We start from the raw sequence: 22,441 nt of genomic DNA, 5'->3' as shown, positions 1-22,441 counted from the left end.
ATCCGTCAGGAGCAGGCAAACTGGCGTAGTTGCTCACAATGCACAGGGGGGACTGCATGGACGGGGTACCGCGAGGGCAGGAGCAGCCGCGTACCGGCTCACCGGAGGAGTCGAGGGAGCTGCGTTTCGCCGTACTCGGCCCGGTGCGCGCCTGGCGCGACGGGGAGCCGGTGGCCACCGGCAGCCCGCAGCAACGCGCACTGCTCGCCGCGCTGTTGCTCCGCGAGGGCCGTACCGCCACGGCGGCCGAACTGATCGACGCCCTGTGGGGCGAGCAACCGCCGTCGCAGGCGCTGGCGGCGGTGCGCACCTACGCCTCCCGGCTGCGCAAGGCGCTGGACGCCGAGGTCCTGGTCAGCGAGTCCGGCGGCTACGCGGTGCGCGGGCTGGGCGAGCGGGCGCTGGACCTGGCGGTGGCCCAGGAACTGGCGGCGGGCGCGGAGAAGTCCCGCAACACCGGGGATCTGTCCCACGCGCGCGACGCGCTCAACCGGGCCCTGGCCCTCTGGGACGGCGAGACCCTGGCCGGGGTGCCGGGCCCCCATGCGGAGGCCCAGCGGACCCGCCTGGAGGAGTGGCGGCTGCAACTCCTCGACTCCCGGCTGGACATGGACCTGGAGCAGGGCTGCCACGCCGAGGCCGTCTCGGAGCTCACGGCCCTCACCGCCGCGCACCCGCTGCGCGAGCGCCTGCGCGAACTGCTGATGCTCGCCCTCTACCGCAGCGGCCGCCAGGCCGAGGCCCTCGCGGTGTACGCGGACACCCGCCGCCTGCTCGCCGACGAGCTGGGCGTGGACCCGCGCCCGGGGCTCCAGGAACTCCAGCAGCGCATCCTGCGGGCCGACCCGGGCCTGGCGGAGCCGTCCGCCCCGGCCGCCGAGCGGTCGGCGGCTCCCGTCCGCCCGGCCCAGCTCCCGGCGGCGGTACCGGACTTCACGGGCCGCGCGTCCTTCGTGCGGGAGCTGAGCGGCGTCCTGGCGGCGGCCTCCGGCGACCAGGGCCGGGTGATGGCGGTGTCGGCGCTGGCCGGCATCGGCGGCGTCGGCAAGACGACCCTCGCGGTCCACGTGGCCCACAAGGCCCGCGCGGCCTTCCCCGACGGCCAGCTCTACGTCGACCTTCAGGGCGCCGGGGCACGGGCGGCCGAACCGGAGACGGTCCTCGGCTCCTTCCTGCGCGCCCTCGGCACGGCGGACTCGGCGATCCCGGACACCCTGGAGGAGCGGGCGGCCCTGTACCGCTCGACGCTGGACGGCCGCAGGGTCCTGGTTTTGCTGGACAACGCGCGCGACGCGGCGCAGGTACGCCCGCTGCTGCCCGGCACGGAGGGCTGCGCGGCGCTGGTGACCTCCCGGGTCCGGATGGTGGACCTGGCCGGGGCCCACCTGGTGGACCTGGACGTGATGTCGCCGGAGGAGGCACTGGCGCTCTTCACGAAGATCGTCGGCGAGGAGCGGGTCGCCGCCGAGCGCGAGGCGGCCCTGGATGTCGTGGCGGCGTGCGGTTTCCTGCCGCTGGCGATCCGCATCGCCGCGTCCCGCCTGGCGGCGAGGCGGACGTGGACGGTCTCCGTCCTGGCGGCCAAGCTCGGCGACGAACGCCGCCGCCTGGACGAGCTCCAAGCGGGCGACCTGGCGGTCGAGGCCACCTTCGAGCTCGGCTACGGGCAGCTGGAGCCCGCCCAGGCCCGTGCCTTCCGCCTGCTGGGGCTCGCGGACGGCCCGGACATCTCCCTCGCGGCCGCGGCGGCGGTCCTGGACCTGCCGCCCGAGGACACGGAGGACCTGCTGGAGTCCCTGGTCGACACCTCCCTGCTGGAGTCGGCGGCGCCGGGCCGGTACCGCTTCCACGACCTGGTGCGGCTCTACGCGCGTGCATGCGCCGAGCGGGACGAAGAGCCGCCCAGCGAGCGCGAGTCGGCGCTCTCGCGGGTGCTGGACTTCTATCTGGCGACGGCGGCGCGGGTGTACGCGATCGAGCGGCCCGGGGACCGGCTGGTGGACGACCTCGAACCGACCCGGTACCCGGGGCTGCGCTTCGACAACGGGTCGGCGGCGCTGGACTGGCTGTACAGCGAGGCGTCCCCGCTGCTCGCGTGCGTCCGGCAGGCGGCCGGCACGGACCGGCTGCGGCGGGCGGTGGACCTGCTCTGGGCGGCCAAGGACCTGATCGAGTCGGGGGCCAACTCCCACCAGTACGAGACGACGGCCCGGTCCCTGTGCGAGGCCACGCGGGCCGCCGGGGACGCACGGGCGGAGGGCAGGGCCCGCACGACGCTCACCAACGTCCTGCTGGTCTACGGCCGTATCCAGCAGGCCGAGAAGGAGGCGCACCGCGCCATGGAGCTGGCGGCCTTGGCGGGCGACGCGACCGCGGTCAGCTGGGTCGCCAACGACCACGGGCTGATCTGCCTGCACCAGGGCCGTTCCGCGGCGGGCGAGGTCTTCTTCGAGCAGGCCATCGAGGGGCACCGGGCCGCCGGCAACCGGCTCGGCGAGGCGGTGACGCTCGCCAACCTCTCGCGCGCCCACCTGGACCTCGGCAACGTCTCCAGGGCCGTCGAGATCGCCCGGCACAGCCTCGCCGTCCACTCCGAACTGGGCCGGCCCATGCGGCGGGCCAGCGCGCACTTCGCCCTGGGTCTGGCGCTGGCCAGGGCCGGGCGGCACGCCGAGGCGCTGAGCCAGTTCGTCGACGCCCAGGACATCTTCACCGAGCACCGGCAGCGTCTGTGGGTGGGCAACACCCACTTCCGGATGGCGGAGGTGCACCTCGCCGCCGGCCGTCCCGCGCAGGCGGCGCAACACGCCGAACAGGCCCTTGCCCTGGGGTGCGTGGGGGGCGACAGGATGCGGGGGAACGTCGTGGCGCTCCTCGGCCGGTCGCTGTTCCTGCTGGGCCAGAAGGACCGGGCGCGGGCGTGCTGGCGCGACGCGCTCGGTCTGTACGAACAGTGCGGTGCCGCCGAAGCCGACGCCGTCCGGGGCCTGTTGGAGGGTGCGACGGCGGCGTGAGCCGGCAACGCACGGGGTGCGCGCGGGCGTTCAGCGTTCGTTTATCGCCCTGAGGCATGCTCATATCCGTCGAACCGTCGCGTCGGGGGGCAGACGGTCCGGCCGGAGCCCTGCGGGTTACTGTGCGGGCTCCGAACGCCCGCCCGGCAGCCCGCGGGGGAGCTTCCGGGCGGGCCTTTTCCGGCTCGTTCCGAACACACACAGAGAGTCAGAGTGATGAGCGACACGAAGAAGGACGCGGACGCCACCACGCAGGACAACAGCATGCCCGCGCCGCCGAAGGACGGGGGCGCCACCACGCAGGACAACAGCATGCCGAGCGAGCCCGCCACGGGCGAGGGGATCACCACCCTGGACAACAGCATGCCCGCACCGCCCGCCCTGGACCTGGACCGGGACGGCAAGTAGTCCTCGCGCCGCACAGGGGGAACGGCCGCGACGGCCCGGAGGGGAGGCCGTCGCGGCCGACGTGCAGATTTTGTCAGGGCCATGACACACAGGGTGGCGGGCGTCGCGCACCCGGCGTAGCGTCAGCCGTGAGAGCGCCCGATCGGGCCGCTCCCCACAGCGGCGGCCGCCGTCCGGCGCCCCTTCCGTGCAACGGCACGACGGCCGTCCCGCACGTCCCGGCTATGTGGTGCGGGCCGTGCCCGTGCCCTTCTCCGCGTCCAGCGCGTACACACAGCGGTCCTTGCTGCACGCGTACACCACGCCGTCCCGGACCACCGGGGAGCCGGTGATCTCGCCGCCGGTCGCCAGCTTCCATCTCAGGCGGCCGTCGTCGGCCTTCAGCGTGTACAGCAGATGGTCGCTGGAGCCGAAGTGGATACGGCCCTCGGCCACCGCGGGGGCGCCGACGATCTCGCCGCCGGCCTGGAAGCGCCACTTGGGCGTGCCCGCCACCGCGTCCAGGGTGTACAGCCCCTTGCCGCTGCCCACGTGGACGTGGCCGCCGGCGACCAGCACCGGTTCGGCCGAGGCGCGGGACTCGGTGGCGATGCGCCAGCGGTCGCGGCCGTCGGTGGCGTCGAGGGCGTAGACCGTGCCGAGGTAGTCGGCGAGGTAGACCCCGCCGCCGGTCACCGCCGGGCCCGGGACGAAGGCGGGCGGGCACAGGAAGACCGCCGGGGCCTCGAAGTGCCAGCGGACGTGCCCTGAAGTGGCCTCCAGGGCGAGCACGCGGGTGCCGGCGGAGACGTAGAGGTAGCCGTCGGGGGCGTGGGCGAGGCGGACCGGGACGCCGCCGCAGGAGGCCGCGTCGCCGATGGGGTACGACCAGCGCTCGTCGCCGGTGCGGGCGTCCAGGGCGCGCAGCCGGGCGTCCTGCCAGACGTAGACGGCGCCGTCGTGGACGGACGGACCGGCCTCCGGGGACTCGAAGTCGGTCTGGCAGCCGCCGATCTCCCACAGCTTCTGCCCGGTGGACGCCTCCCACGCCTGGACGCCGCCGCCGCGGGTGCCGGTGACCACGGTGCCGCGGTCGGCCTTGAGGGAGTACACCCAGGCGTCCGTCGGCTGCCGCCACAGGTCGCCGCCCTCGCGGGCGTCGAGGGCGAAGAGGGTGGGTCCGTCCGAGGCGTGGACACGGCCGTCGGCGACCGCCATCGACCAGGCGACGTCCCGGGTCTTGAAGCGGCGCCGGCCGGTGGCGACGTCCAGGGCGTGCACCTCGAAGGAGGTCACGTAGACGAGGTCGCCGTCGACGGCGGGGGTGCCCCAGACGTCGTTGGACATGCGGAAGCGCCACGGACGCCAGCCGCTGGGGTGCTCCGGGGCCGCGGCCGGCGCCGGTACGGCCGGGTCCGCGCCGTTGACGCCGGGGCGGGGCCTGGACCAGGTGCCGGCCAGGGCGGCCGCCGGTGACGGCGCCGCGACGGCGGCCGCGCGCGCGTCGGCGACGCGCGGGCCGGGGCCGATGGGGACCATCGCGCCGGGCAGCTGTACCGGGCCGGGGTCCGGGGCGCCCACCGGGACCGGCGCGGGCCGGGACGGGGGCGGCGGGACGACGGGGTCGTGCGGGGGCGGGGGCGGCACCGGGGGACGGGCAGCGCCGCCCCCGCTGCGGCCGGACCCGGAGGAGGGCCGCCGCGCCGGGCGTCCGCCGCGGCGGGCCTCGATCAGGCTCACCGCCCGCTCGGGCAGCCAGGCCGACGCGGTACCGCTGTCGTCGGAGCCGGAGCCGAAGAGGTGCGGGGCGAGCTGGGCCTGGAGGTCGGCGGGGTTGGGCCGGGCCGTGGCGTCCATCTGCATGCAGGACTCGATGAGCGGGCGCAGCTCGTCCGGGAGGCCCTCGAGGTCCGGGCCCTCGCGCAGCAGCATGAAGACGGTCTCGACGGGGTTGGCGCCGTGGAAGGGCGGGTGGCCGGTGGCGGCGAAGACCAGCATCGAGCCGAGCGAGAAGACGTCGCTGGCGCCGGTGACGCTGCGGGAGTCCTTGGCCTGCTCCGGGGACATGTAGGCGGGGGTACCGACCGCGACGTTCGTCATGGTCAGACGGGTGTTCGAGACGCCGGACGCGATACCGAAGTCGATCACCCGCGGGCCGTCCTCGACGACCAGGACGTTGGAGGGCTTGAGGTCGCGGTGGACCAGTCCGGCGCCGTGGATCGACTGCAACGCCTCCGCGACGCCCGCCGCGAGCCAGCGCACCGCCTGGGCGGGCAGCGGCCCGCACTCGTTCACTATCTCCTCGAGCGAGGGCGCGGGGACGTACGCGGTGGCCAGCCACGGCACTGCGGCGCGCGGGTCGGCGTCCACGACGGCCGCCGTGTAGAAGCCGGAGACCGCGCGGGCCGCCTCCACCTCGCGCGTGAAGCGGACGCGGAAGAGCTGGTCCTCGGCCAGCTCGGTCCGCACCGTCTTGATCGCCACCCGCCGGCCCGACGCCGAGCGCGCGAGATAGACCAGCCCCATGCCGCCGGCTCCCAGCCGTCCCAGCACCTCGAACGGCCCGATTCGCCGCGGATCGTGCTGCGTCAGCTGATCCACCACTTGCCTGCCACCTCCCCGTACGCGTCGCGCCACCACCTGTGCGCGACCGTAGTGCAGCGTCTCACCACCGCACGGCCGTGGCGGCACGCACCCCGATTCTTCCTGTCCGGCGCTCCGGTTGCGAACCGGCCGACAAATCGGGTGTCCAGGTTTACATACGGAACAGAGGGCGGAAACGGTTCAACGCTTCAACAGTTCAACGGCGCAGCAGTGCGAAGGACGCCCCCTGATTGTCGGTGACGACGGCCGCCGTGCCGTAGGACGTCTCGAAGGGCGGAACCTGCACCCGGCCGCCGAGCCGGGTCACCTCCGCCAGACCGGCCGCCATGTCCTCGACGGCGAAGTGGACGAGGAAGTGGGGCGGCATCTCGGCGGCGAAGACGTCGGAGACCGGCGCCCGGCCGAAGTCGGGGTCGGCGTCCGGGCCGAAGAGGGCGTCGTGGAAGAGCTCGCCGTAGAAGGTGTTCGCGGTCCCGGTGTCCCGCGTGTAGAGCTGCACCCAGGCGAAGGTGCCCGGCTCGTGGCGGCGGCCGAAGCCGGGGGTCCGCGCCCCCTGCCAGAGGGCGAACACGGCACCCTCGGGGTCGGTGACCAGCGCCGTGGAACCCAGGTCGCCGAAGGGCCGCGGCGGGGAGACGACCTGCCCGCCGCCCGCGCGGATCCGCTCGCACAGCGCCCCGGCGTCCGGGGTGGCGAAGGACACCGTCCACACGGTGGGCAGCCGGCCGTCCGTCTTGTGCGCGAGGGAGGCGACGGGCTCCCCGTCCTTCAGCGCCCGCACGCCGCCCTGCGGCTGATCCTCGAAGGTCCACCCGAAGAGCTCACCGTAGAACCGCTTGCCCGCCTCCACGTCGGGTAGCTGCGCGTCCACCCAGCACGGGGTGCCCTCCGTGTACTGCGATGCCCTGTTTTCGGCCATGCCGCCAAACTATCGGCGCCGCCCGCACGCCGCAGACCAGGCACACCAGCGTTCTCGCGGCCGCGCACCCCATTTGCAGTCGGCCGAATCGCGCTCGGATCACCCGTCGGTAAGCTGACGGCATGACAGGACAAGTGCGTACCGTCGACGGCCGCGTGGCCGGCCGGCGAGGGCAGGCGACCCGGCAGAAGCTGCTCGACTGCCTCAGCGAGATGCTCAGCTCCTCCCCCTACCGGGATGTCAAAGTCATCGACGTGGCCCGCCGCGCGGGTACGTCGCCGGCGACCTTCTACCAGTACTTCCCCGACGTCGAGGGTGCCGTTCTGGAGCTGGCGGAGGAAACGGCGGCCGAGAGCGGCCGGTTGACGGAGCTGGTGGAGGGCCGCTCCTGGGCCGGGCGGGCCGGCTGGCAGACCGCCCAGGAACTCGTCGACGGATTCCTGGACTTCTGGCGGCGCAACGACGCGATCCTGCGGGTCGTGGACCTCGGCGCGGCCGAGGGCGACAAGCGCTTCTACAAGATCCGCATGAAGATCCTCAACTCGGTCAACTCGTCGCTGACGCAGTCCGTCGCCGAGTTGCAGGCCAAGGGACGCATCGACAAGGACGTGAACCCCGGCGCGATCTCGGGCGCCCTGGTCGCCATGCTGGCGGCCGTCGCCTCGCACCAGAAAGGTTTCTCCTCCTGGGGTGTGAAGCAGTCCGAACTCAGGCCGAGCCTGGCGCTGTTGGTGCATCTGGGGGTCACCGGCAGAAAGCCGACGAAGTAGGAGGCAGCGGCCGGCGACGACGGCACGCCCACCCCGCCACGCCCCGGGCGAAGGCGCGATCCCTGTCATACGGGCGGCGGCCCACGAGGCGGCCCGCCGCCCGTCGCGCTGTACGGGGCATGCACAACAGACCCCATACGCCTGCACCCCTGCCGCTGGAGGAGGCCCCTCATGCCCCTGACCCGCGAAGAACGCGAACGCTTCCTGGCCGAGCCGCACATCGCCGCGCTGGCGGTCGAAGGGGAGAGCGACCGCGCCCCGCTCACGGTGCCGATCTGGTACCAGTACGCGCCCGGCGACGACCTGTGGATCCTCACCGGCGCCGGCTCGCGCAAGAAGCGGCTGATCGACGCGGCGGGACGGTTCTCGCTGCTGGTGGACCGCATCGAACCCACCATCCGCTACGTCTCCGTCGAGGGCCCGGTGACCGGCACGGCCCCCGGCACGATCGAGGCGCTGCGCGAGCTCGCCGCGCGCTATCTTCCGGCCGGCAAGGTCGAGGAGTACGTCGACTTCGCCTGGAAGAACCACGGCGAGCAGGTCGTCGTGCGGATGCGGCCCGAGCGGTGGGTGTCCTCGGACCTCGGGTCGATCTGAACGGGCCGGGCGCCGGACAATCGGCGCATGGAACCCGATCTCCACGAGCTGCTGAAATCCTTGCGGGTGTGGGACCCGGCGGTCACCGGCCTGCCGCCGTTCGACCCGGACGCCGCGCCCGGCGAACCGCTGCCGCTGTTCGCCCGGTGGCTGGCGCAGGCGGCGGCCGCCGGGCAGCCCGAGCCGCACACCATGTCGCTGGCGACGGCGGACGCGGAGGGAATGCCGGACGTGCGGATCGTGACGCTGCACGGCGCCGACGACAAGGGCTGGTCCTTCGCGACCCACGCGCACAGCCGCAAGGGCGCGCAGCTCGCCGCCCGGCCGTATGCCGCGCTGGCCTTCTACTGGCCGGTGCTGGGCCGCCAGGTGCGCGTGCGCGGGCCGGTCGCCGTGGCCCCGGCCGAGGAGGCACAGGCGGACCTGCACGCCCGGTCGACGGGGGCGCTGGCCGCCGCCCTGACCGGCCGGCAGAGCGAGCCCCTCGCCTCCCGGGAGGACCTGACCCGAGCCTCCCGGGCCGCCTGGTCCCGGGCCCGCCGCGACCCGCGGACCCCGGTCCCCTCCTGGACCCTCTACCGCCTGAACCCGACCGAGGCCGAGTTCTTCCAGGGCCACCCCGACCGCCGCCACACCCGCCTCCGCTACGTACGCGACGCGGAAACCTGGACAAGCCAACTCCTGTGGCCCTGACCCACCCAGACACACCCCGCCGGGTGGCAGAAGCCCCCCTCCACCCACCAAGCCCCGGCGCCGGACGAGCGCAGGCCCCCGGACGGGCCCGGCCCGAGGCCCCGGAAAGCACGCCCCCCAAGCCCGGGTGGCAGGCGGGCACTCATCACCCAACGAACCGAGCGAGGGACGCCCGCAAGCCCGAGAGGCTCCCGGGGGGGGGGACAAAGCCCTGGAGGACGCGCCCACACCTCCACCCACCGAGCCGGACGACGGGCGGCCACAGTCCCCCGAGGGCGCCCCCTCCTCGACCCCACCGAGCCGGGTGGCAGGCGACCGCAGGCCCAGAAGCCGGGGGCGAAGCCGTGAAGGACGCCCACCCCTCCACCCACCAAGCCCGGGCACCGGACGAGCACAGGCCCCCTGGGCGGGCCCGAGCCGAGGCCCCGGAAAGCGCGCGCCCCCAAGCCCGGGTAGAGAGCGGGCACAAGCCCGGAGGCGGGCACTCATCACCCAACGACCCGAGCGAGGGGCGCCCGCAGGCCCGAGAGGCCCCGGGGGGGGCGAACCCCTGGAGGACGCCCATACCTCCACCCACCGAGCCGGGCACCGCGCAGGACCGGGGGTCCGGGGGCGGAGCCCCTGGAGGACGGGCACCTCTCAACCCACCTAGACGGGTGGCGGGTGGGCGCAGGACCGGGGGTCCGGGGGCGGAGCCCCTGGAGGACGGGCACCTCTCAACCCACCTAGACGGGTGGCGGGTGGGCGCAGGACCGGGGGGCCGGGGGCGGAGCCCCGGGGGGACGGGGACCTTTCGGCTCACCGAGTTGGGTGGGGGGTGGGTGAATGAAGCGCCTCGGGTACGAACCGTTCAAGCGTGATCAATCCGCAACCAATTTCGGTCTTGACCGATACCCATCAACCCACCCCCCGATTACGCTCGCGCTCATGACGTCAACGCCCGCGCAGCACGACCGCCCCGTCTACGTCATCGGCGGCGGCCCCGGCGGACTCTCCGCCGCCCACGCCCTGCGCGCGCGAGGCATACGGGCCGTCGTCCTGGAGCGCGCCGGCCACGTCGGCGACTCCTGGCGACGCCACTACGACCGCCTGCGCCTGCACACCACCCGCCGGCAGTCCGCCCTGCCCGGGCTGCCGATGCCGCGCCGGTTCGGGCGGTGGGTGGCCAGGGACGACGTGGTCCGGTACCTGGAGAAGTACGCCGAGCACCACCGCCTGGAGATCGTCACCGGCGTCGAGGTCTCCCACATCGAGCACACCCCCGACGGCACGGGCTGGCTCCTGCACGCCACGGGGGGCCGGCAGCTGACCGGAGCGGCGGTCGTCGTCGCCACCGGCTACAACCACACCCCGCACATCCCCGACTGGCCCGGACGGGACACGTACACCGGCGAGTTCCTGCACGCCTCCGCGTACCGCGAGCCGAAGCCGTACGCGGGCCGGGACGTGCTCGTCGTGGGCGTCGGCAACACGGGCGCCGAGATCGCCGTGGACCTGGTGGAGGGCGGCGCCTCCCGGGTGCGGCTGGCGGTGCGCACCCCGCCGCACATCGTGCGCCGCTCGACCGCGGGGTGGCCCGCGCAGTACTCGGGGATCCTGGTGCGCCGGCTGCCGGTCGGTCTCGTCGACCGGCTGTGCCGGGTCCAGGCGCGGGTGGCGCTGCCGGACCTGGCGGCGCAAGGGCTGCCCCGGCCGGAGGCGGGTCTCTACACCCGGGTCAGGGAGGGCGCCATCCCCGTGCAGGACGTGGGCCTGATCGACGCCGTACGCAAGGGCGAGGTCGAGGTCGTGGCCGCGGTGGAGGGGTTCGAGGAAGGGCAGGTCGTCCTGGCGGACGGCGAGCGCATCGCCCCGGACGTGGTCGTCGCGGCCACGGGATACACGCGAGGGCTGGAGAAGCTGGTCGGCGGACTCGACGTCCTGGACGGGCGCGGCAGACCCGTGGTCCACGGACCCCGTACCGCCCCCCACGCCCCGGGCCTGCACTTCACCGGGTACACGAACCCGATCAGCGGCAACCTCCGCGAAATGGCCCTGGACGCGCAGCGCGTGGCGAAGGCGATCGCCCGCACGGGAGCGGCCGCCCGCCTCCCGCACCTGTAGCCGTGGCCACGGCCGACGACGCCACGACACCCTGCACGCGGCCGGTCACGCCACCCCGCCCCGCACGCCGCCGGTCCCACCACCGCGCCCCGCTCGTGCCTGGTCACACCACCGCGACCCGCGCGGCCGGCCGTCGCCTGATCACCAGCGCCATCAGCGCCGCCGCCGCGCACAGCGCGCCCGACGCGTACCAGACCACGTCGTACGACCCGAACACGTCCCGGGCGACACCGCCCGCGAAGGCGACCACGGCCGCCCCCACCTGGTGGGAGGCGAGCACCCAGCCGAAGACGATCGGGCTGTCGTCGCCGTAGTGCTCCCGGCACAGCGCCAGCGTCGGCGGCACGGTGGCGACCCAGTCCAGCCCGTAGAACACGTTGACTTCCTCCCCCTCCTGAAGGAGGGGGATTCCTACGGCTCGCGCCGTGGGGTTTTCTGCTTCATCGCCGACTGCCCGCCCGGAGTGCTCCGTTGAGGTCTTACACCAGCTCCACAGACAGACACCGTCAGTCCGACGGCCAGGATGTTGCGTGCCGCGTTCACGTCCCGGTCATGGGTCGTCCCGCAGTCGCACGTCCAGGTGCGGACGTGCAGCGGCATCTTGTCCCGCAGGGTGCCGCAGGCGGAGCACAGTTTGGAGGAGGGGAACCAGCGGTCGACCGCGATCACTTCGCGGCCGTACCACCGGGCCTTGTACTCCAGCATGCCCCGGAACTGCGACCACGCGGCATCCGAGATGGCACGGGCCAGGCTGCCGTTCTTCACCATGTTGCGAACGGCGAGGTCCTCGATCACGACCGTTTGGTTTTCACGGACGAGCCGAGTGGTGAGCTTGTGCAGGTGGTCACGCCTGCGGTCGGCGATACGGGCGTAGACCCTGGCGACCTTCCGGCGGGCCTTGGCCCGGTTCGCTCCGTCGCCCTTGGCCTTGCGGGCGAGCTGCCGCTGGGCCCTGGCGAGGCGGGCGCGGTCACGCCGCTCATGCCGGGGGTTGGCGATCTTCTCCCCGGTGGACAGGGTCAGCAGGTGGTCGAGCCCGGCGTCGATACCGACGGCCGCGCTGGTGGCGGGGAGTGGCTGGACGGACGGGTCCTCGCACAGCAGGGACACGTACCAGCGCCCGGCCGCGTCCTGGGACACCGTCACCGTGGACGGCGACGCGCCCTCGGGGAGCGGACGGGACCACACGATGTCCAGCGGCTCCGCCATCTTCGCCAGCGTCAGCCTGCCGTCCCGGAACCGGAACGCGCTGGTGGTGTACTCCGCCGACTTCCGCGACTTCTTCCGTGACTTGAACCGCGGGTACTTGGCCCGCTTGCCGAAGAAGTTCGTGAACGCCAGCTGGAGGTGCCTCAGAGCCTGTTGGAGCGGAACGGAGGAGACGTCGTTGAGGTACGCGAGTTCCTCGGTCTTCTTCCAGGCCGTCAGCATGGCCGACGTCTGGTTGTAGTTCACCCGCTCCTGACGCGTCCACGCTTCCGTGCGCGCCGCGAGAGCCAGGTTGTAGACCTTCCGCACGCAGCCGAACGTACGCGACAGCTCGGCTGCCTGCGCATCGGTCGGATAGAAGCGGTACTTGAACGCCCGCTTCTCGTGAGTGGCCTTCACAACTCACATGATACTGCATCAGTTTGTGACGGAGTAACGGTAGCCCAAGGTGGACGCCGGTCCGCCCTGGCGGCGAACCGGCTTTCCCTGCCCTGCTCCGCAGAAGCTTCATTTCCTCCCCGGCCTGAAGGCCGGGGTATCCACGAAGGAGAGACCCGATGAAGAAGAGCATCGGCGGGTGCACGCCCGGTCCCAGCAGCAGCGGCAGGAACAGCAGCGAGACGCCGCGCAGCGCGTAGTACACGGCCAGCAGCCGCCGTGAGTCGAACCGGTCGGTGAACCACCCCGAGGCCACCGTTCCGACGACGTCGAAGACCCCGATGACGGCCAGCAGCGACGCCGCGGTGGTGATCGGCATGCCGTGGTCGTGGGAGGCCGGCACGAAGTGGGTCTGGATCAGGCCGTTCGTCGAGGCCCCGCAGATCGCGAAGGTGCCGGCGAGCAGCCAGAAGGGCCCGGTCCGCACCGCCGAGAACAGCACGTTCACCGCCCGCCGGGCGGCCCCCGGCACGGGCGCGGGCTTGGGCACGAACTCCTTCGCCCCGTACGGCTTCTGGCCCACGTCGGCCGGGTGGTCGTGCAGCAGCAGCCAGACGAAGGGGACCACCGCGAGGGCGGCGAGGGCCACGGTGACGGCCGCGGGCCGCCACGCGTACCGGTCGACGATCCAGGACAGCACGGGCAGGAAGATCAGCTGCCCGGAGGCGGACGCGGCGGTGAGGATGCCGGTGACCAGGCCCCGGCGTTCGGTGAACCAGCGGTTGGTGACGGTCGCGGCGAAGGCCAGCGCCATCGAGCCGGAGCCGAGGCCGACCAGCAGTCCCCAGCACAGCATCAGCTGCCAGGCCGCCGTCATCCACACCGTCAGCCCCGAGCCGAGCGCGATCACGGTGAGGGCGGCCGCGACCACCCGGCGGATGCCGTAGCGGTCCATCAGCGCCGCCGCGAAGGGCGCGGTGAGCCCGTACAGCGCGAGGTTCACGGAGACCGCCGCGCCGATGGTCCCGCGCGACCAGCCGAATTCGTGGTAGGGCTTTGGGGCACATGGCAAGGTAAGCAGGAACAAGGGGGGCAAGACAGGTGGACGTCACCATCTACGTACGACTCAGCCTCGATCAGCACGGCGACGAGTTGGGCGTTCAGCGACAGGAGGACGAGTGCCGGGTGTACGCCGAATCCCGTGGCTGGACCGTACGCGAGGTAATCGTGGACAATGAGGTTCCCCCGAGATGCGGCGGATGGTGACAGAGGGTCGGATGGGTCTCATGAGAGGAGCCCATACGATGCCCGCACCGAGGAAATACCCGCTGGAGTTGCGTGAGCGTGCGGTGCGGATGTACCGCGCTTCCGAGCCGAAGCCGGTGATCCGCCGTCTGGCCGAGGAGCTCGGCGTGCACCACGAGGCCCTGCGGGGCTGGATCCGGCAGGCCGAGGCCGATGCCGGTGAGCGGGGCGACCTGCTCACCACTGCCGAGCGGGAAGAGCTGACGGCGCTGCGTAAGGAGAACGCCCAGCTCAAGCGGTCGAACGAGATCCTGAAAGCTGCCTCGGCTTTTTTCGCCCAGGAACTCGACACGACCCGGCGCAGGTACTGACGTTCGTCGACGAACACAGTGACCTCGGTGTCGAGCCCGTCATCCGGGAACTCTCCATCCCCTCGTCCACCTACTACCGCTGGCGCCGCGCGCAGAAGGAGCCGTGCGAGCGCAAACGCCAGGACGCAGAACTGACCGAGAAGATCCGCAAGGTCCACGCCGACTCCGGCGGGATCTACGGATCCCCACGCGTGCATGCCGTCCTCGCACGCGGAGGCGTACGCATCGGCCGCAAACGCGTCGAGCGGCTGATGCGCGAGGCCGATCTGGCCGGCATCAGCCCACGCCGTCCCGGCAAGGGGTTCACCCGCCGCGATCCGGACGCCGCCCTCGCCCCGGACCTGGTGCAGCGCGACTTCACCGCGAGCGAGCCGAACCGGCTGTGGGTCACCGACCTCACCATGATCCCCACACTGGAAGGGCCGCTGTGGCTGTCGGCGATCCGGGACGCCTTCTCCCGCCGGGTGGTGGCCTGGGAGACCTCCGCCCGCGCCGACGCGGACCTGGTCCTCACCACGCTGGAGTACGCCCTCGCGTCCCGCGAGGTCGAACCCGGCACGCTCATTCATCATGCGGACCACGGCTGCCAGTACACGTCCATCAAACTCACCACTCGCTTACTCCGGGCGGGAGTTGAGGCATCCATGGGGTCGGTCGGGGACTCGTTCGACAATGCCCTGGCGGAGAACCTGTGGATGCTGGTGAAGACCGAGTGCATCCGCGGCCGGGTATTCACCACCCGGGCCGAGGCGAACCTCGCGCTCTTCGAGTACCTCGACGGGTTCTACAACCCCCGCCGCATCCAGAAACGACTCGGTTACCTCAGTCCCATCGAGTTCGAGGAAAAGCACTACGCCGATCAGGCAGCGGCCGAACCAGTGAACCTGAAACCCCGCCAACCCCTCCTGACCAGCTAGTCAGCACCTCCCGCACAACGGGGGAAGCTCAGCCTGTCCGAAGTGTGACGCTCAGCCTGGCTCGCCCTGCCGCTCGCGCGGCGGCGCGGTCGCCTCCGCGTACCACACCCGCCGCTTCACGATGGTGCCCCGGCTGAAGAAGGCGCTGCGGATGCCGACCCCCGCCGACCGCGGACCGGGCCGACCGTGGCGGCCTGGCACCCCGCCGCCGGCGCCGATCGACCCGGACCTGCCGAGCGCGGACATCCGCATCGGCTACGCCCGCTGCTCGACTCTCGGGCAGGAACTCGCCTCCCAACTCGACGCGCTCAGCAAGCACGGCATCCCGAGGGACAAGATCTTCAGCGAAAAGATCAGCACTCGGGTACGGGTCCGTCCCCGGTTCGAGGAGGCGCTGAGGACAGCACGGGAGGTCAAGGCGCACGCCCCGCACTGCCGAGTCATCTTCACCGTGTACGAGATGAAGCGACTCGGCCGCGATGCCGCCGAACTCACCGCCCTGGCGGACCACCTCACCGCGCACGGCCTGGTCCTGGAGATGCTCTCCGGGCCCCTGACCGGCATCTACGACCCCACCGGGCCAGGGAAACTGCTGTTCGCGTTCTTCGCCGCGATGGCGGAGACCGAGCGGGAGAACATCCGCGAATCCACGCTGGAGGGGCTCGACACCGCGTCCCGCAAGGGCAAGCACGGCGGCCGGCCCCCGGTCATCACCGACGACATGCTCCACACTGTGCTGCGGCGCCGCGCCGACGGCGAGTCCGTCGAGCAGATCCAGCCCGACTTGATCATCCCCACCGGCAAACGCAAGGGACAGAACCCCTCAGTCGCCAGCATCTACCGGGCGCTCGCCGAGCACGCCAAACGCGAGACGTACCCCGAAGCCGTCGAGCAGGCCCACGCCGACTTCGCCGCCCTCCAGGCCGGCGAACTCCCAGGCCTGCGCACGGCGACAACGGAACCCGCGCGGTGACGCAGCACCGGGTCAGCCGCTACCGCTAATTTCCGTTCGGATACTCCCCGAGGGCCAGCCCGCGTCCGTCGCGGGAGGCTGAGCGCACAACTGTCCACACCCTGTGGACAACCGCCGGCGCCCGGCCGTCGACGGCGGTGCGGCGCTGTCCGCCCCGAGCACGGCAGCGCCGCACCGCTCTTCGGCTCCGGTGCTCCCGCTGGGGTTCCCCTCGGCCCTGGGGGAACCGACGCCGAATCACGACCCACACTCGCCGAGGGCCCCCGTCGTCGGACCCTCGCCGTCCCCTCGCGGCGAATCGCTGACGAACAGCGTGATCAACCGGTCACGGCGCGTCAACACCAATACGGGGGAGAAAGGGACGGATGCGGCATACGCCCCGTTTGCGGGGACCGCGCACGGAAGCACGCCCGGCGCACCGGCTCACCCGTCACCCCGCGCGACCGGTGCCCCGTGCATCCGTACCGTGCCCCGTGCACCCGTACACCGCGCGTACTCAGACCGCCTCGTAGGCCAGCCCGTCGTACGCCGTGACTCCCCCGCCGCGGGCCGGCGCGGCCTCGGATCCCCCCGCACAGCGGTCCAGTTCGCACCAGATGCGCTTGCCGGGGCCCTCCGGGCTCCAACCCCAGCGGTCGGCCAGTCCGTCCACCAGGGCGAGCCCCCGCCCGCCGGTCGCCTCGCCGTCCACACAGCGCGGCACCGGCGCCCGGCCGCTGCGGTCGGCCACCTCCAGGCGGACGACGGCCTCCTCGGCCGCCTCCACGCCCGGCAGGCACAGGCGCAGCACGGCGGGACAGCCGGTGTGCACCACGGCGTTGGTGACGAGCTCCGAGACGAGCAGGATCAGCGTCTCGGCCAGGGGCTCGTCGGCCCCTATGCCGGACCCGGCCAGCCGTGAGCGTGCCCACCGCCGGGCCCGTCCCACCTCAGCGGGGTCGGGCCGGATCTCCAACTGCACTTGAAGCACCTGCACCGCTCACACCATCCGAACCGGCGGACACTTGGTCTCGCGCCTCACGAGAGCCACGATCGTAGCCATTTTCTGCATGGCCAGAACAATGGCCCGGACAGGAGTCACGGAACGTGATTCCCTTATGGGACAGCATGGTTGACGTTCCGTCACGTCAACAAGCGCTTCAGGCATATTCCAGCGCGAAGGAGTACCCGTGCGGCATACTGTGCGACGCTCGCGGCGGGGGGCCGGACGGACGCCGGCGAACGGCCCGGGCGACCTGCGGGCAACCGCGGACACCAGCGGGAACGGAGCCGCCTCGGGGGCGGCTCCGGCGCGTTGCGTGCTCACCGCGACTCGCATCCCCCACAAAGTACCGGAGCGGACGTCCGACTCCGGGCCGTGACGAGTCACGCGAAGGACACAAAGTCCCTCTCAACGCTGCGTGATCACGGGAACGCCACAATCCGCGACATCCGCGCGGGGCGCGTCACTCGGGGACGGTGAAGTAGCGGGCGAAGGCGCGGACGACCTCCTCCTCGCCGATCCTTCCGTCACCGTCGGCGTCCAGTGAGGCGGCGGCCGTCGCGGCGAGGTCGTCGGCGACGCCGAGCACCTCGAGCACGCGCGCGGTGTTCTCCACGCCGACCGCTCCGTCACCGGTGGTGTCGGCGACGGCGAGCGCCGCGTGCAGGAAGGGACGGGCGATCTCGGCGAACCGGTCCGGGTTGTCCCGCAGCCGCTTGACCGCGCCGCCCACGAACTCCTCGCGCGTGATGCGCTGGTCGCCGTCCCGGTCCGCGATGCCCGCCATGCCCTGCCAGAACGCCTCGGCGCCGATGTACAGGGCCTGGCCCCGGTCGGAGCGGGCGGCGGTGCCGAACTCGGCCAGCAGCGCCTTGGCCGCCTGGCTGAAGTCCTCGCGGTCGATGTAGCCGTTGCCGTCCTGGTCGAAGACGGCGAACCGCGCCGCGATCCTGCGCTCGTACTCGCTGGTGACCATGTCTCTTTCCGGCCGCCTTAGGTCAGTGGGGTCGTCTCGCAGGGAGCGTACGTGGTGAAGGCCCGCCGGGGAGCGGGAAATCGGCGCCTGGACCAAGACCGGGGGAATAACGGGACAACCGTGTGACACGTGTGAGCGGTCCCCGGGCGCGCGGGCCGGCCGGGGGGATCAGGCCGACAGCGGACGGGAGTCCTCGTCGACCGCGGAGGCGACGTCCGGGTGGATCTCGAAGAGGCGGCGCACACCGAGGGCGCCGAGCACCTTGTTGACGTGGCTGCCGTCGGCGGCCCCCCGCGCGGGGAGGATCAGGCGCAGGCTGCCCTGGCAGGAGCGCAGCAGCCGGCGGGAGGCTATGAGCACGCCCACCCCGCTGGAGTCGCAGAACCACACCTCGGAGAGATCGAGGACGAGGCTGTGCCGGCCCTCGGCCACCACGTCGTGCACCCGCTGGCGCAGCACCGGGGACGTCACCAGGTCCAGCTCGCCCGACACCCGGAGCACGGCCCATTCGCCGTGCTCTCGATCGGTCACTTTGAAACTCACCACCACGCCCCTCGCTCGCCGAAACGGAAGCAGTACCTACGCTTCCTTGCAGCGCGGCTGCCCACCGCCCGTTCCCCGAAACACATCCCGGGAAACGATTTCCGAACGGAAAGGGCTTGTTTCAGTCGTCTTCGATCCGATTCGATCGGTTCCGATCAGTGTGGGGAGGGGTAGGCGTGGCTCGAACAGCGTCCGACATGCCGGTGCGTCCCCTTACCACCTGCGGCTCCGTCGGGGGCGCACATTGCCATAAAGGGGCGTGCACCCTCGTTCATGCCGATTACATTCATGGGGTCACCGGCCACACACCGACCCCGCGCACCGACCGGCCCGGGGTTCCGGGGGAGAACAGGGGGTGAGGGGCCGCATGCCGCACAGGGAGCTACCGCCCCGCTGGGACCGCAAGATGCAGCAACGGCTGGCGCGCGGGGAGGCGGCGGCGCTCGGCGAGCTCTACGACCGGTTCGCCTCCCTCGTCCACGGCCTCGCCCACCGCGTCGTCGGAGACGAACACGCGGCCGACACCCTCACCCGCGACGTCTTCGCCCACGTCTGGGAGCACCCGGACTCCTACGACCCCAAGCAGGGGCCGCTGCGCAGCTGGCTCGCCGCGCTGACCAACCGGATGGCCGTGCAGCGGCTGCGCACCACCGAGACCGCCGCGCTCGCCCGGGGCGGCCCCGGCACCCCGGAGGACCTGGAGCGCAAGGTGCGGCACGCCTCGGTGGCGGCCCGCGCCGACTACATCGTCCAGTCCATGCCGGCGCCCCTGCGGGCCGCCCTGGAGCTGGCCTACTTCCAGCGCCGGGACTACCGCCAGACCGCCGTCGACCTCGGCGTCACCGACGACGAGGCACGCCGCCGGCTCCGCCTCGGCCTGCAACTGCTCGCCACCGCCCACGACACCGAGGCCCCGGGCGCCCCGCCCGGAATCGGGGGTGCCGCGTGACCGACGAGCACCGCCCCGCGCCGTACGACACACAGGCCGGCCAGCGGCAGGCGCCGACCGCCGTCGGCACGCGCCCGGCAAACGGGCCGGACGGTACGCCACTCGTGCTGGAGCACCACGTCCTGAAGTCACTGCTGGGCGCCTGGGCGCTGGCCGCGTGCGCACCCGCGGAGGCGGAGGCCGTCGAGGAGCACCTGGGCGACTGCGGACCCTGCGCGGACGAGGCGCTGCGGCTGCGCGAGGCCGTCGGCCTGCTGCACCGGCCCGAGAGCCTCGACCTGGACCCCGGCCTGCGCACCCGCGTCCTCGACTCCTGTCTGGAACGCCGCCCGCCGCGCATCCCCGTACCGGAGTGGGCCACCGCCTACGACACCGAGACCGCGCGCCTGGACGCGCTGCTCCAGGACTTCGGCGACTCCGAGTGGCACGCGCCGGTGCGGCTGCGCTGGTACGAGGGCGACGAGGCGAGCAGCCGCCGCACCACCGTCGCCGGGGTGATCGCCCACCTGCTGTCCGTCGACGGGCTGGTCGCCGTCGCCCTCGGCCTGGACGACCCGCTCGGCGACGTCGCACCCGCCCGGCCCACCCCGTCGGAGCGGACCGAGGCCTACTGGCGGGCCGCCCACTTCCCGCCCACCCGCGCCGTCCGCGCGCCCTGGCGCGAGCAGAGCCACGCCCTGGTACGGACGGTGTCGTTCACGGGCAGCGGCACCGGGCGGATGACCGTGCCGTACGGCGACTTCGAACTGCCGCTGCACGACGCGATGCTGGACCGCGCCTTCGAGTGCTGGGTGCACGCGGAGGACATCGCCGAGGCGGTGGACTACCCCTACGACCCGCCCTCCGGGCGCAATCTGCACCGCATGGTCGACCTGGCCGCACGGATGCTCCCCCGGGTCCTGGAACACCGCCGGCTGCACGGGCTGGCCTCCCCCGTGGAGCGCCGTCTGGTCGCCGCCGGGGAGCCCGGGCGCAGCCTGCGGCTGGAGATCGAGGGGTCCGGGGGCGGGGAGTGGCTGATCCCGCTGGACTCCCCCGCGGCGAAGGGCTCCGCCGAGCACGAGGTGGCGCATGTCGCGCTGGACGGGGCGGAGTTCTGCAGACTGGCGGCCGGGCACGTCGCTCCGCGCGAGGCGGCGGCGGGGCAGGTCGGTGACCGCGCCGCGATCAGGGACGTGCTGCTTGCGGCGGCGAGCATGAGCCGGATGTAGGGGCTGGTTGCGGACTCGTCGGCGACTGCGGGCCGGTGGGGGCCGTTCGCGCCCACGCGGCGGAGCCGCCTATCGATACAGCCCCGCGCCCCTTTCACGTGGGTCCGGTGAACCCACGTGAAAGGGGCGCGGGGAACTGCGCGATCAGCCACCGACTGCCCGCAGCCGCCGACGAAACGGCAACCCCCGAGCTCTCAGGCGAAAACCACCGTCCGGCGGCCGTTGAGCAGGATCCTCCGCTCCGCGTGCCACTTCACCGCCCGCGCCAGCGCCTGGCACTCCACGTCCCGTCCGATCCCCACCAGCCCCTCGGGCGTCACGTCGTGGCTCACCCGCTCGACCTCCTGCTCGATGATCGGGCCCTCGTCGAGGTCGGCGGTGACATAGTGCGCGGTCGCGCCGATGAGCTTCACGCCCCGCATGTGCGCCTGGTGGTACGGCTTCGCGCCCTTGAAGCTCGGCAGGAAGGAGTGGTGGATGTTGATGATCCGCCCGGAGAGCTGCTTGCACAGGTCGTCGGAGAGGACCTGCATGTAGCGGGCGAGGACGACGAGTTCGACGTCCTCCTCGCGCACGATCTCCAGCAGCCGCGCCTCCGCCTCCGACTTGGTGTCCTTCGTCACCGGGATGTGGTGGAAAGGAATGTTGTACGAAGCCACCAGCTCGGCGAAATCCGTGTGATTGGACACCACTCCGGCGATCTCCACGGGCAGCGCCCCGGTCCGCGCGCGGAACAGCAGGTCGTTCAGACAGTGCCCGAACCGGCTGACCATGAGCAGGATGCGCATCCTCTCGTCGGCCCGGTTGATCTGCCAGTCCATCTGGAAGGAGTCACCGATCGCCGCGAAGCTCGCCCGCAGCTTCTCCACCGTCACCGGGGCGTCCGCGGAGAAGTGGACGCGCATGAAGAACAGCCCCGTGTCGTGGTCACCGAACTGCTGGCTGTCCTCGATGTTGCAGCCGGTCATGAACAGATAGCTCGACACGGCGTGCACGATGCCCTGCTTGTCGGGGCAGGACAGGGTGAGAACGTACTGGTCGGCGGGGGCCGCGGCTCGGGTGGACTGCTCACTCATGCACAAAAGGGTCCCACACGCGCCTCGCGCCCGGCGCCGTCGTTCCGCTACGCGGACCGTGTCAGGATCTGCAGCACCTCGAGGGTGCTCGGCGGGGCGTCGGGGTCCTCCCCGTCGCTGGCCGCCATCCGCACATGGGCGTCCCGCGCGGCCCGCACCGCCTCCGGCCAACCCTCGTTGTCGAGGTAGGCGGTCACCGGCGCGTCCGGCCCGACCTGGTGCATGATCCGCAGCACGCGCAGCACCGCGGTGTCGACGAGCGCCGCCTCCTGCGAGTCGCGGAAGATCGTGCCGACGTACTTCTCGGCGGACCAGTTGTCCAGCCAGGTGTCCTCGACCAGCCGGTAGACGGCGTCGGTGACGTCCCCGTAGCCGGGCACACCGGCCAGCCAGACGTCCCGCTGGAAGACCGGGTCGGAGAGCATGTGCAGCGCGGAGCGCACATTGCTGCGCCAGCGCCACCACGGCATGTCGTTGAGTGGCATGCCGCCCATGGTGAAGGAGCGACGGCCGCGACGGGAAGA

General features: G+C 72.5%; 19 protein-coding genes and 3 pseudogenes. 12 read left to right on the top strand and 10 right to left on the bottom strand.

What is annotated here, in order from left to right:
* The first annotated feature begins 56 nt into the window (after positions 1-56).
* Together afsR and afsS are read left to right on the top strand one after the other, a co-directional pair.
* The gene (gene afsR / locus AC5L3C_RS21215; protein ID WP_493650331.1) at positions 57-3,014 is read left to right on the top strand and encodes an SARP-family global regulator AfsR; all 2,958 of its coding nucleotides are present in this window, start codon (positions 57-59) and stop codon (positions 3,012-3,014) included.
* Between the two features lie 216 nt (positions 3,015-3,230).
* Entirely contained in the window at positions 3,231-3,422 is a 192-nt protein-coding gene (afsS, locus tag AC5L3C_RS21210) for a regulatory protein AfsS (protein ID WP_125505827.1), read from the top strand.
* 222 nt (positions 3,423-3,644) lie between these two features.
* Here the strand turns inward: afsS and afsK are convergent, their stop codons facing one another.
* A complete protein-coding gene (gene afsK, locus AC5L3C_RS21205) occupies positions 3,645-6,005 on the bottom strand; it encodes a protein serine/threonine kinase AfsK (RefSeq protein ID WP_493650330.1) in 2,361 nt (786 codons plus the stop codon).
* A gap of 196 nt (positions 6,006-6,201) precedes the next feature.
* Entirely contained in the window at positions 6,202-6,924 is a 723-nt protein-coding gene (kbpA, locus tag AC5L3C_RS21200) for an AfsK-binding protein KbpA (RefSeq protein ID WP_493650329.1), read from the bottom strand.
* A 134-nt stretch (positions 6,925-7,058) separates the two neighbouring features.
* On the opposite strand from kbpA, the gene AC5L3C_RS21195 reads away from it, so the two are divergent.
* The 4 genes from AC5L3C_RS21195 to AC5L3C_RS21180 all read left to right on the top strand — a co-directional run bounded on the left by AC5L3C_RS21195 (position 7,059) and on the right by AC5L3C_RS21180 (position 11,087).
* A complete protein-coding gene (locus tag AC5L3C_RS21195) occupies positions 7,059-7,694 on the top strand; it encodes a TetR/AcrR family transcriptional regulator (protein WP_493653958.1) in 636 nt (211 codons plus the stop codon).
* A gap of 171 nt (positions 7,695-7,865) precedes the next feature.
* Positions 7,866-8,291: a pyridoxamine 5'-phosphate oxidase family protein gene (locus AC5L3C_RS21190; protein WP_493650328.1), complete on the top strand. Its 426-nt coding sequence runs from the start codon at positions 7,866-7,868 to the stop codon at positions 8,289-8,291.
* A 27-nt stretch (positions 8,292-8,318) separates the two neighbouring features.
* Positions 8,319-8,984 (top strand): pyridoxine/pyridoxamine 5'-phosphate oxidase, encoded by a 666-nt coding sequence (locus tag AC5L3C_RS21185; protein ID WP_493650327.1) that lies wholly within the window; start codon positions 8,319-8,321, stop codon positions 8,982-8,984.
* Positions 8,985-9,911: 927 nt separating this feature from the next.
* Positions 9,912-11,087 carry a flavin-containing monooxygenase gene (locus tag AC5L3C_RS21180; RefSeq protein WP_493650326.1) on the top strand — a complete coding sequence of 392 codons (1,176 nt, stop codon included), beginning with the start codon at positions 9,912-9,914 and terminating at the stop codon, positions 11,085-11,087.
* A 103-nt stretch (positions 11,088-11,190) separates the two neighbouring features.
* Here AC5L3C_RS21180 and AC5L3C_RS21175 read toward each other — a convergent pair.
* The 3 genes and pseudogenes from AC5L3C_RS21175 to AC5L3C_RS21165 all read right to left on the bottom strand — a co-directional run.
* Positions 11,191-11,463, bottom strand: a pseudogene (locus AC5L3C_RS21175) (MFS transporter); the annotation flags it as partial.
* Positions 11,464-11,498: 35 nt separating this feature from the next.
* Positions 11,499-12,695, bottom strand: a complete 1,197-nt coding sequence (locus tag AC5L3C_RS21170; protein ID WP_493650325.1) for an RNA-guided endonuclease InsQ/TnpB family protein — start codon at positions 12,693-12,695, stop codon at positions 11,499-11,501.
* A gap of 157 nt (positions 12,696-12,852) precedes the next feature.
* Positions 12,853-13,725: pseudogene (locus AC5L3C_RS21165) on the bottom strand (MFS transporter); the annotation flags it as partial.
* Between the two features lie 253 nt (positions 13,726-13,978).
* Between AC5L3C_RS21165 and AC5L3C_RS21160 the strand changes: the two are divergent.
* The 4 genes and pseudogenes from AC5L3C_RS21160 to AC5L3C_RS21145 all read left to right on the top strand — a co-directional run bounded on the left by AC5L3C_RS21160 (position 13,979) and on the right by AC5L3C_RS21145 (position 16,180).
* Positions 13,979-14,290 carry a transposase gene (locus AC5L3C_RS21160; RefSeq protein WP_493647480.1) on the top strand — a complete coding sequence of 104 codons (312 nt, stop codon included), beginning with the start codon at positions 13,979-13,981 and terminating at the stop codon, positions 14,288-14,290.
* Positions 14,287-15,207, top strand: a complete 921-nt coding sequence (locus AC5L3C_RS21155; RefSeq protein ID WP_493653957.1) for an IS3 family transposase — start codon at positions 14,287-14,289, stop codon at positions 15,205-15,207. Before AC5L3C_RS21160 ends, AC5L3C_RS21155 begins: the two co-directional genes overlap by 4 nt.
* 43 nt (positions 15,208-15,250) lie before the next feature.
* Positions 15,251-15,340: pseudogene (locus tag AC5L3C_RS21150) on the top strand (zinc finger domain-containing protein); the annotation flags it as partial.
* Between the two features lie 18 nt (positions 15,341-15,358).
* The gene (locus AC5L3C_RS21145) at positions 15,359-16,180 is read left to right on the top strand and encodes a recombinase family protein (RefSeq protein WP_493650324.1); all 822 of its coding nucleotides are present in this window, start codon (positions 15,359-15,361) and stop codon (positions 16,178-16,180) included.
* Between the two features lie 496 nt (positions 16,181-16,676).
* Here AC5L3C_RS21145 and AC5L3C_RS21140 read toward each other — a convergent pair whose 3' ends face one another.
* The 3 genes from AC5L3C_RS21140 to AC5L3C_RS21130 all read right to left on the bottom strand — a co-directional run bounded on the left by AC5L3C_RS21140 (position 16,677) and on the right by AC5L3C_RS21130 (position 18,687).
* The gene (locus tag AC5L3C_RS21140) at positions 16,677-17,141 is read right to left on the bottom strand and encodes an ATP-binding protein (protein ID WP_493653955.1); all 465 of its coding nucleotides are present in this window, start codon (positions 17,139-17,141) and stop codon (positions 16,677-16,679) included.
* Positions 17,142-17,625: 484 nt separating this feature from the next.
* Complete coding sequence (locus AC5L3C_RS21135) at positions 17,626-18,138, bottom strand: EF-hand domain-containing protein (RefSeq protein WP_493650323.1); 513 nt, start codon at positions 18,136-18,138, stop codon at positions 17,626-17,628.
* A 168-nt stretch (positions 18,139-18,306) separates the two neighbouring features.
* The gene (locus AC5L3C_RS21130; protein WP_125505809.1) at positions 18,307-18,687 is read right to left on the bottom strand and encodes an STAS domain-containing protein; all 381 of its coding nucleotides are present in this window, start codon (positions 18,685-18,687) and stop codon (positions 18,307-18,309) included.
* Positions 18,688-19,048: 361 nt separating this feature from the next.
* Here AC5L3C_RS21130 and AC5L3C_RS21125 point away from each other — a divergent pair, with 361 nt between their 5' ends.
* Positions 19,049-19,630: a sigma-70 family RNA polymerase sigma factor gene (locus AC5L3C_RS21125; protein ID WP_125505807.1), complete on the top strand. Its 582-nt coding sequence runs from the start codon at positions 19,049-19,051 to the stop codon at positions 19,628-19,630.
* Positions 19,627-20,841 (top strand): maleylpyruvate isomerase N-terminal domain-containing protein, encoded by a 1,215-nt coding sequence (locus tag AC5L3C_RS21120; RefSeq protein ID WP_493650322.1) that lies wholly within the window; start codon positions 19,627-19,629, stop codon positions 20,839-20,841. Before AC5L3C_RS21125 ends, AC5L3C_RS21120 begins: the two co-directional genes overlap by 4 nt.
* A gap of 194 nt (positions 20,842-21,035) precedes the next feature.
* On the opposite strand, the gene purU is transcribed toward AC5L3C_RS21120, so the two are convergent.
* Positions 21,036-21,917, bottom strand: a complete 882-nt coding sequence (gene purU, locus AC5L3C_RS21115; RefSeq protein WP_125505805.1) for a formyltetrahydrofolate deformylase — start codon at positions 21,915-21,917, stop codon at positions 21,036-21,038.
* Between the two features lie 47 nt (positions 21,918-21,964).
* Positions 21,965-22,411, bottom strand: a complete 447-nt coding sequence (locus AC5L3C_RS21110; protein ID WP_125505803.1) for an SCO4402 family protein — start codon at positions 22,409-22,411, stop codon at positions 21,965-21,967.
* Positions 22,412-22,441: the final 30 nt, after the last annotated feature.

Source organism: Streptomyces speibonae, assembly GCF_984686075.1.
The sequence above is the reverse complement of the archived record's forward strand: the minus strand, read 5'-3'. Positions and strand labels throughout refer to the sequence as shown.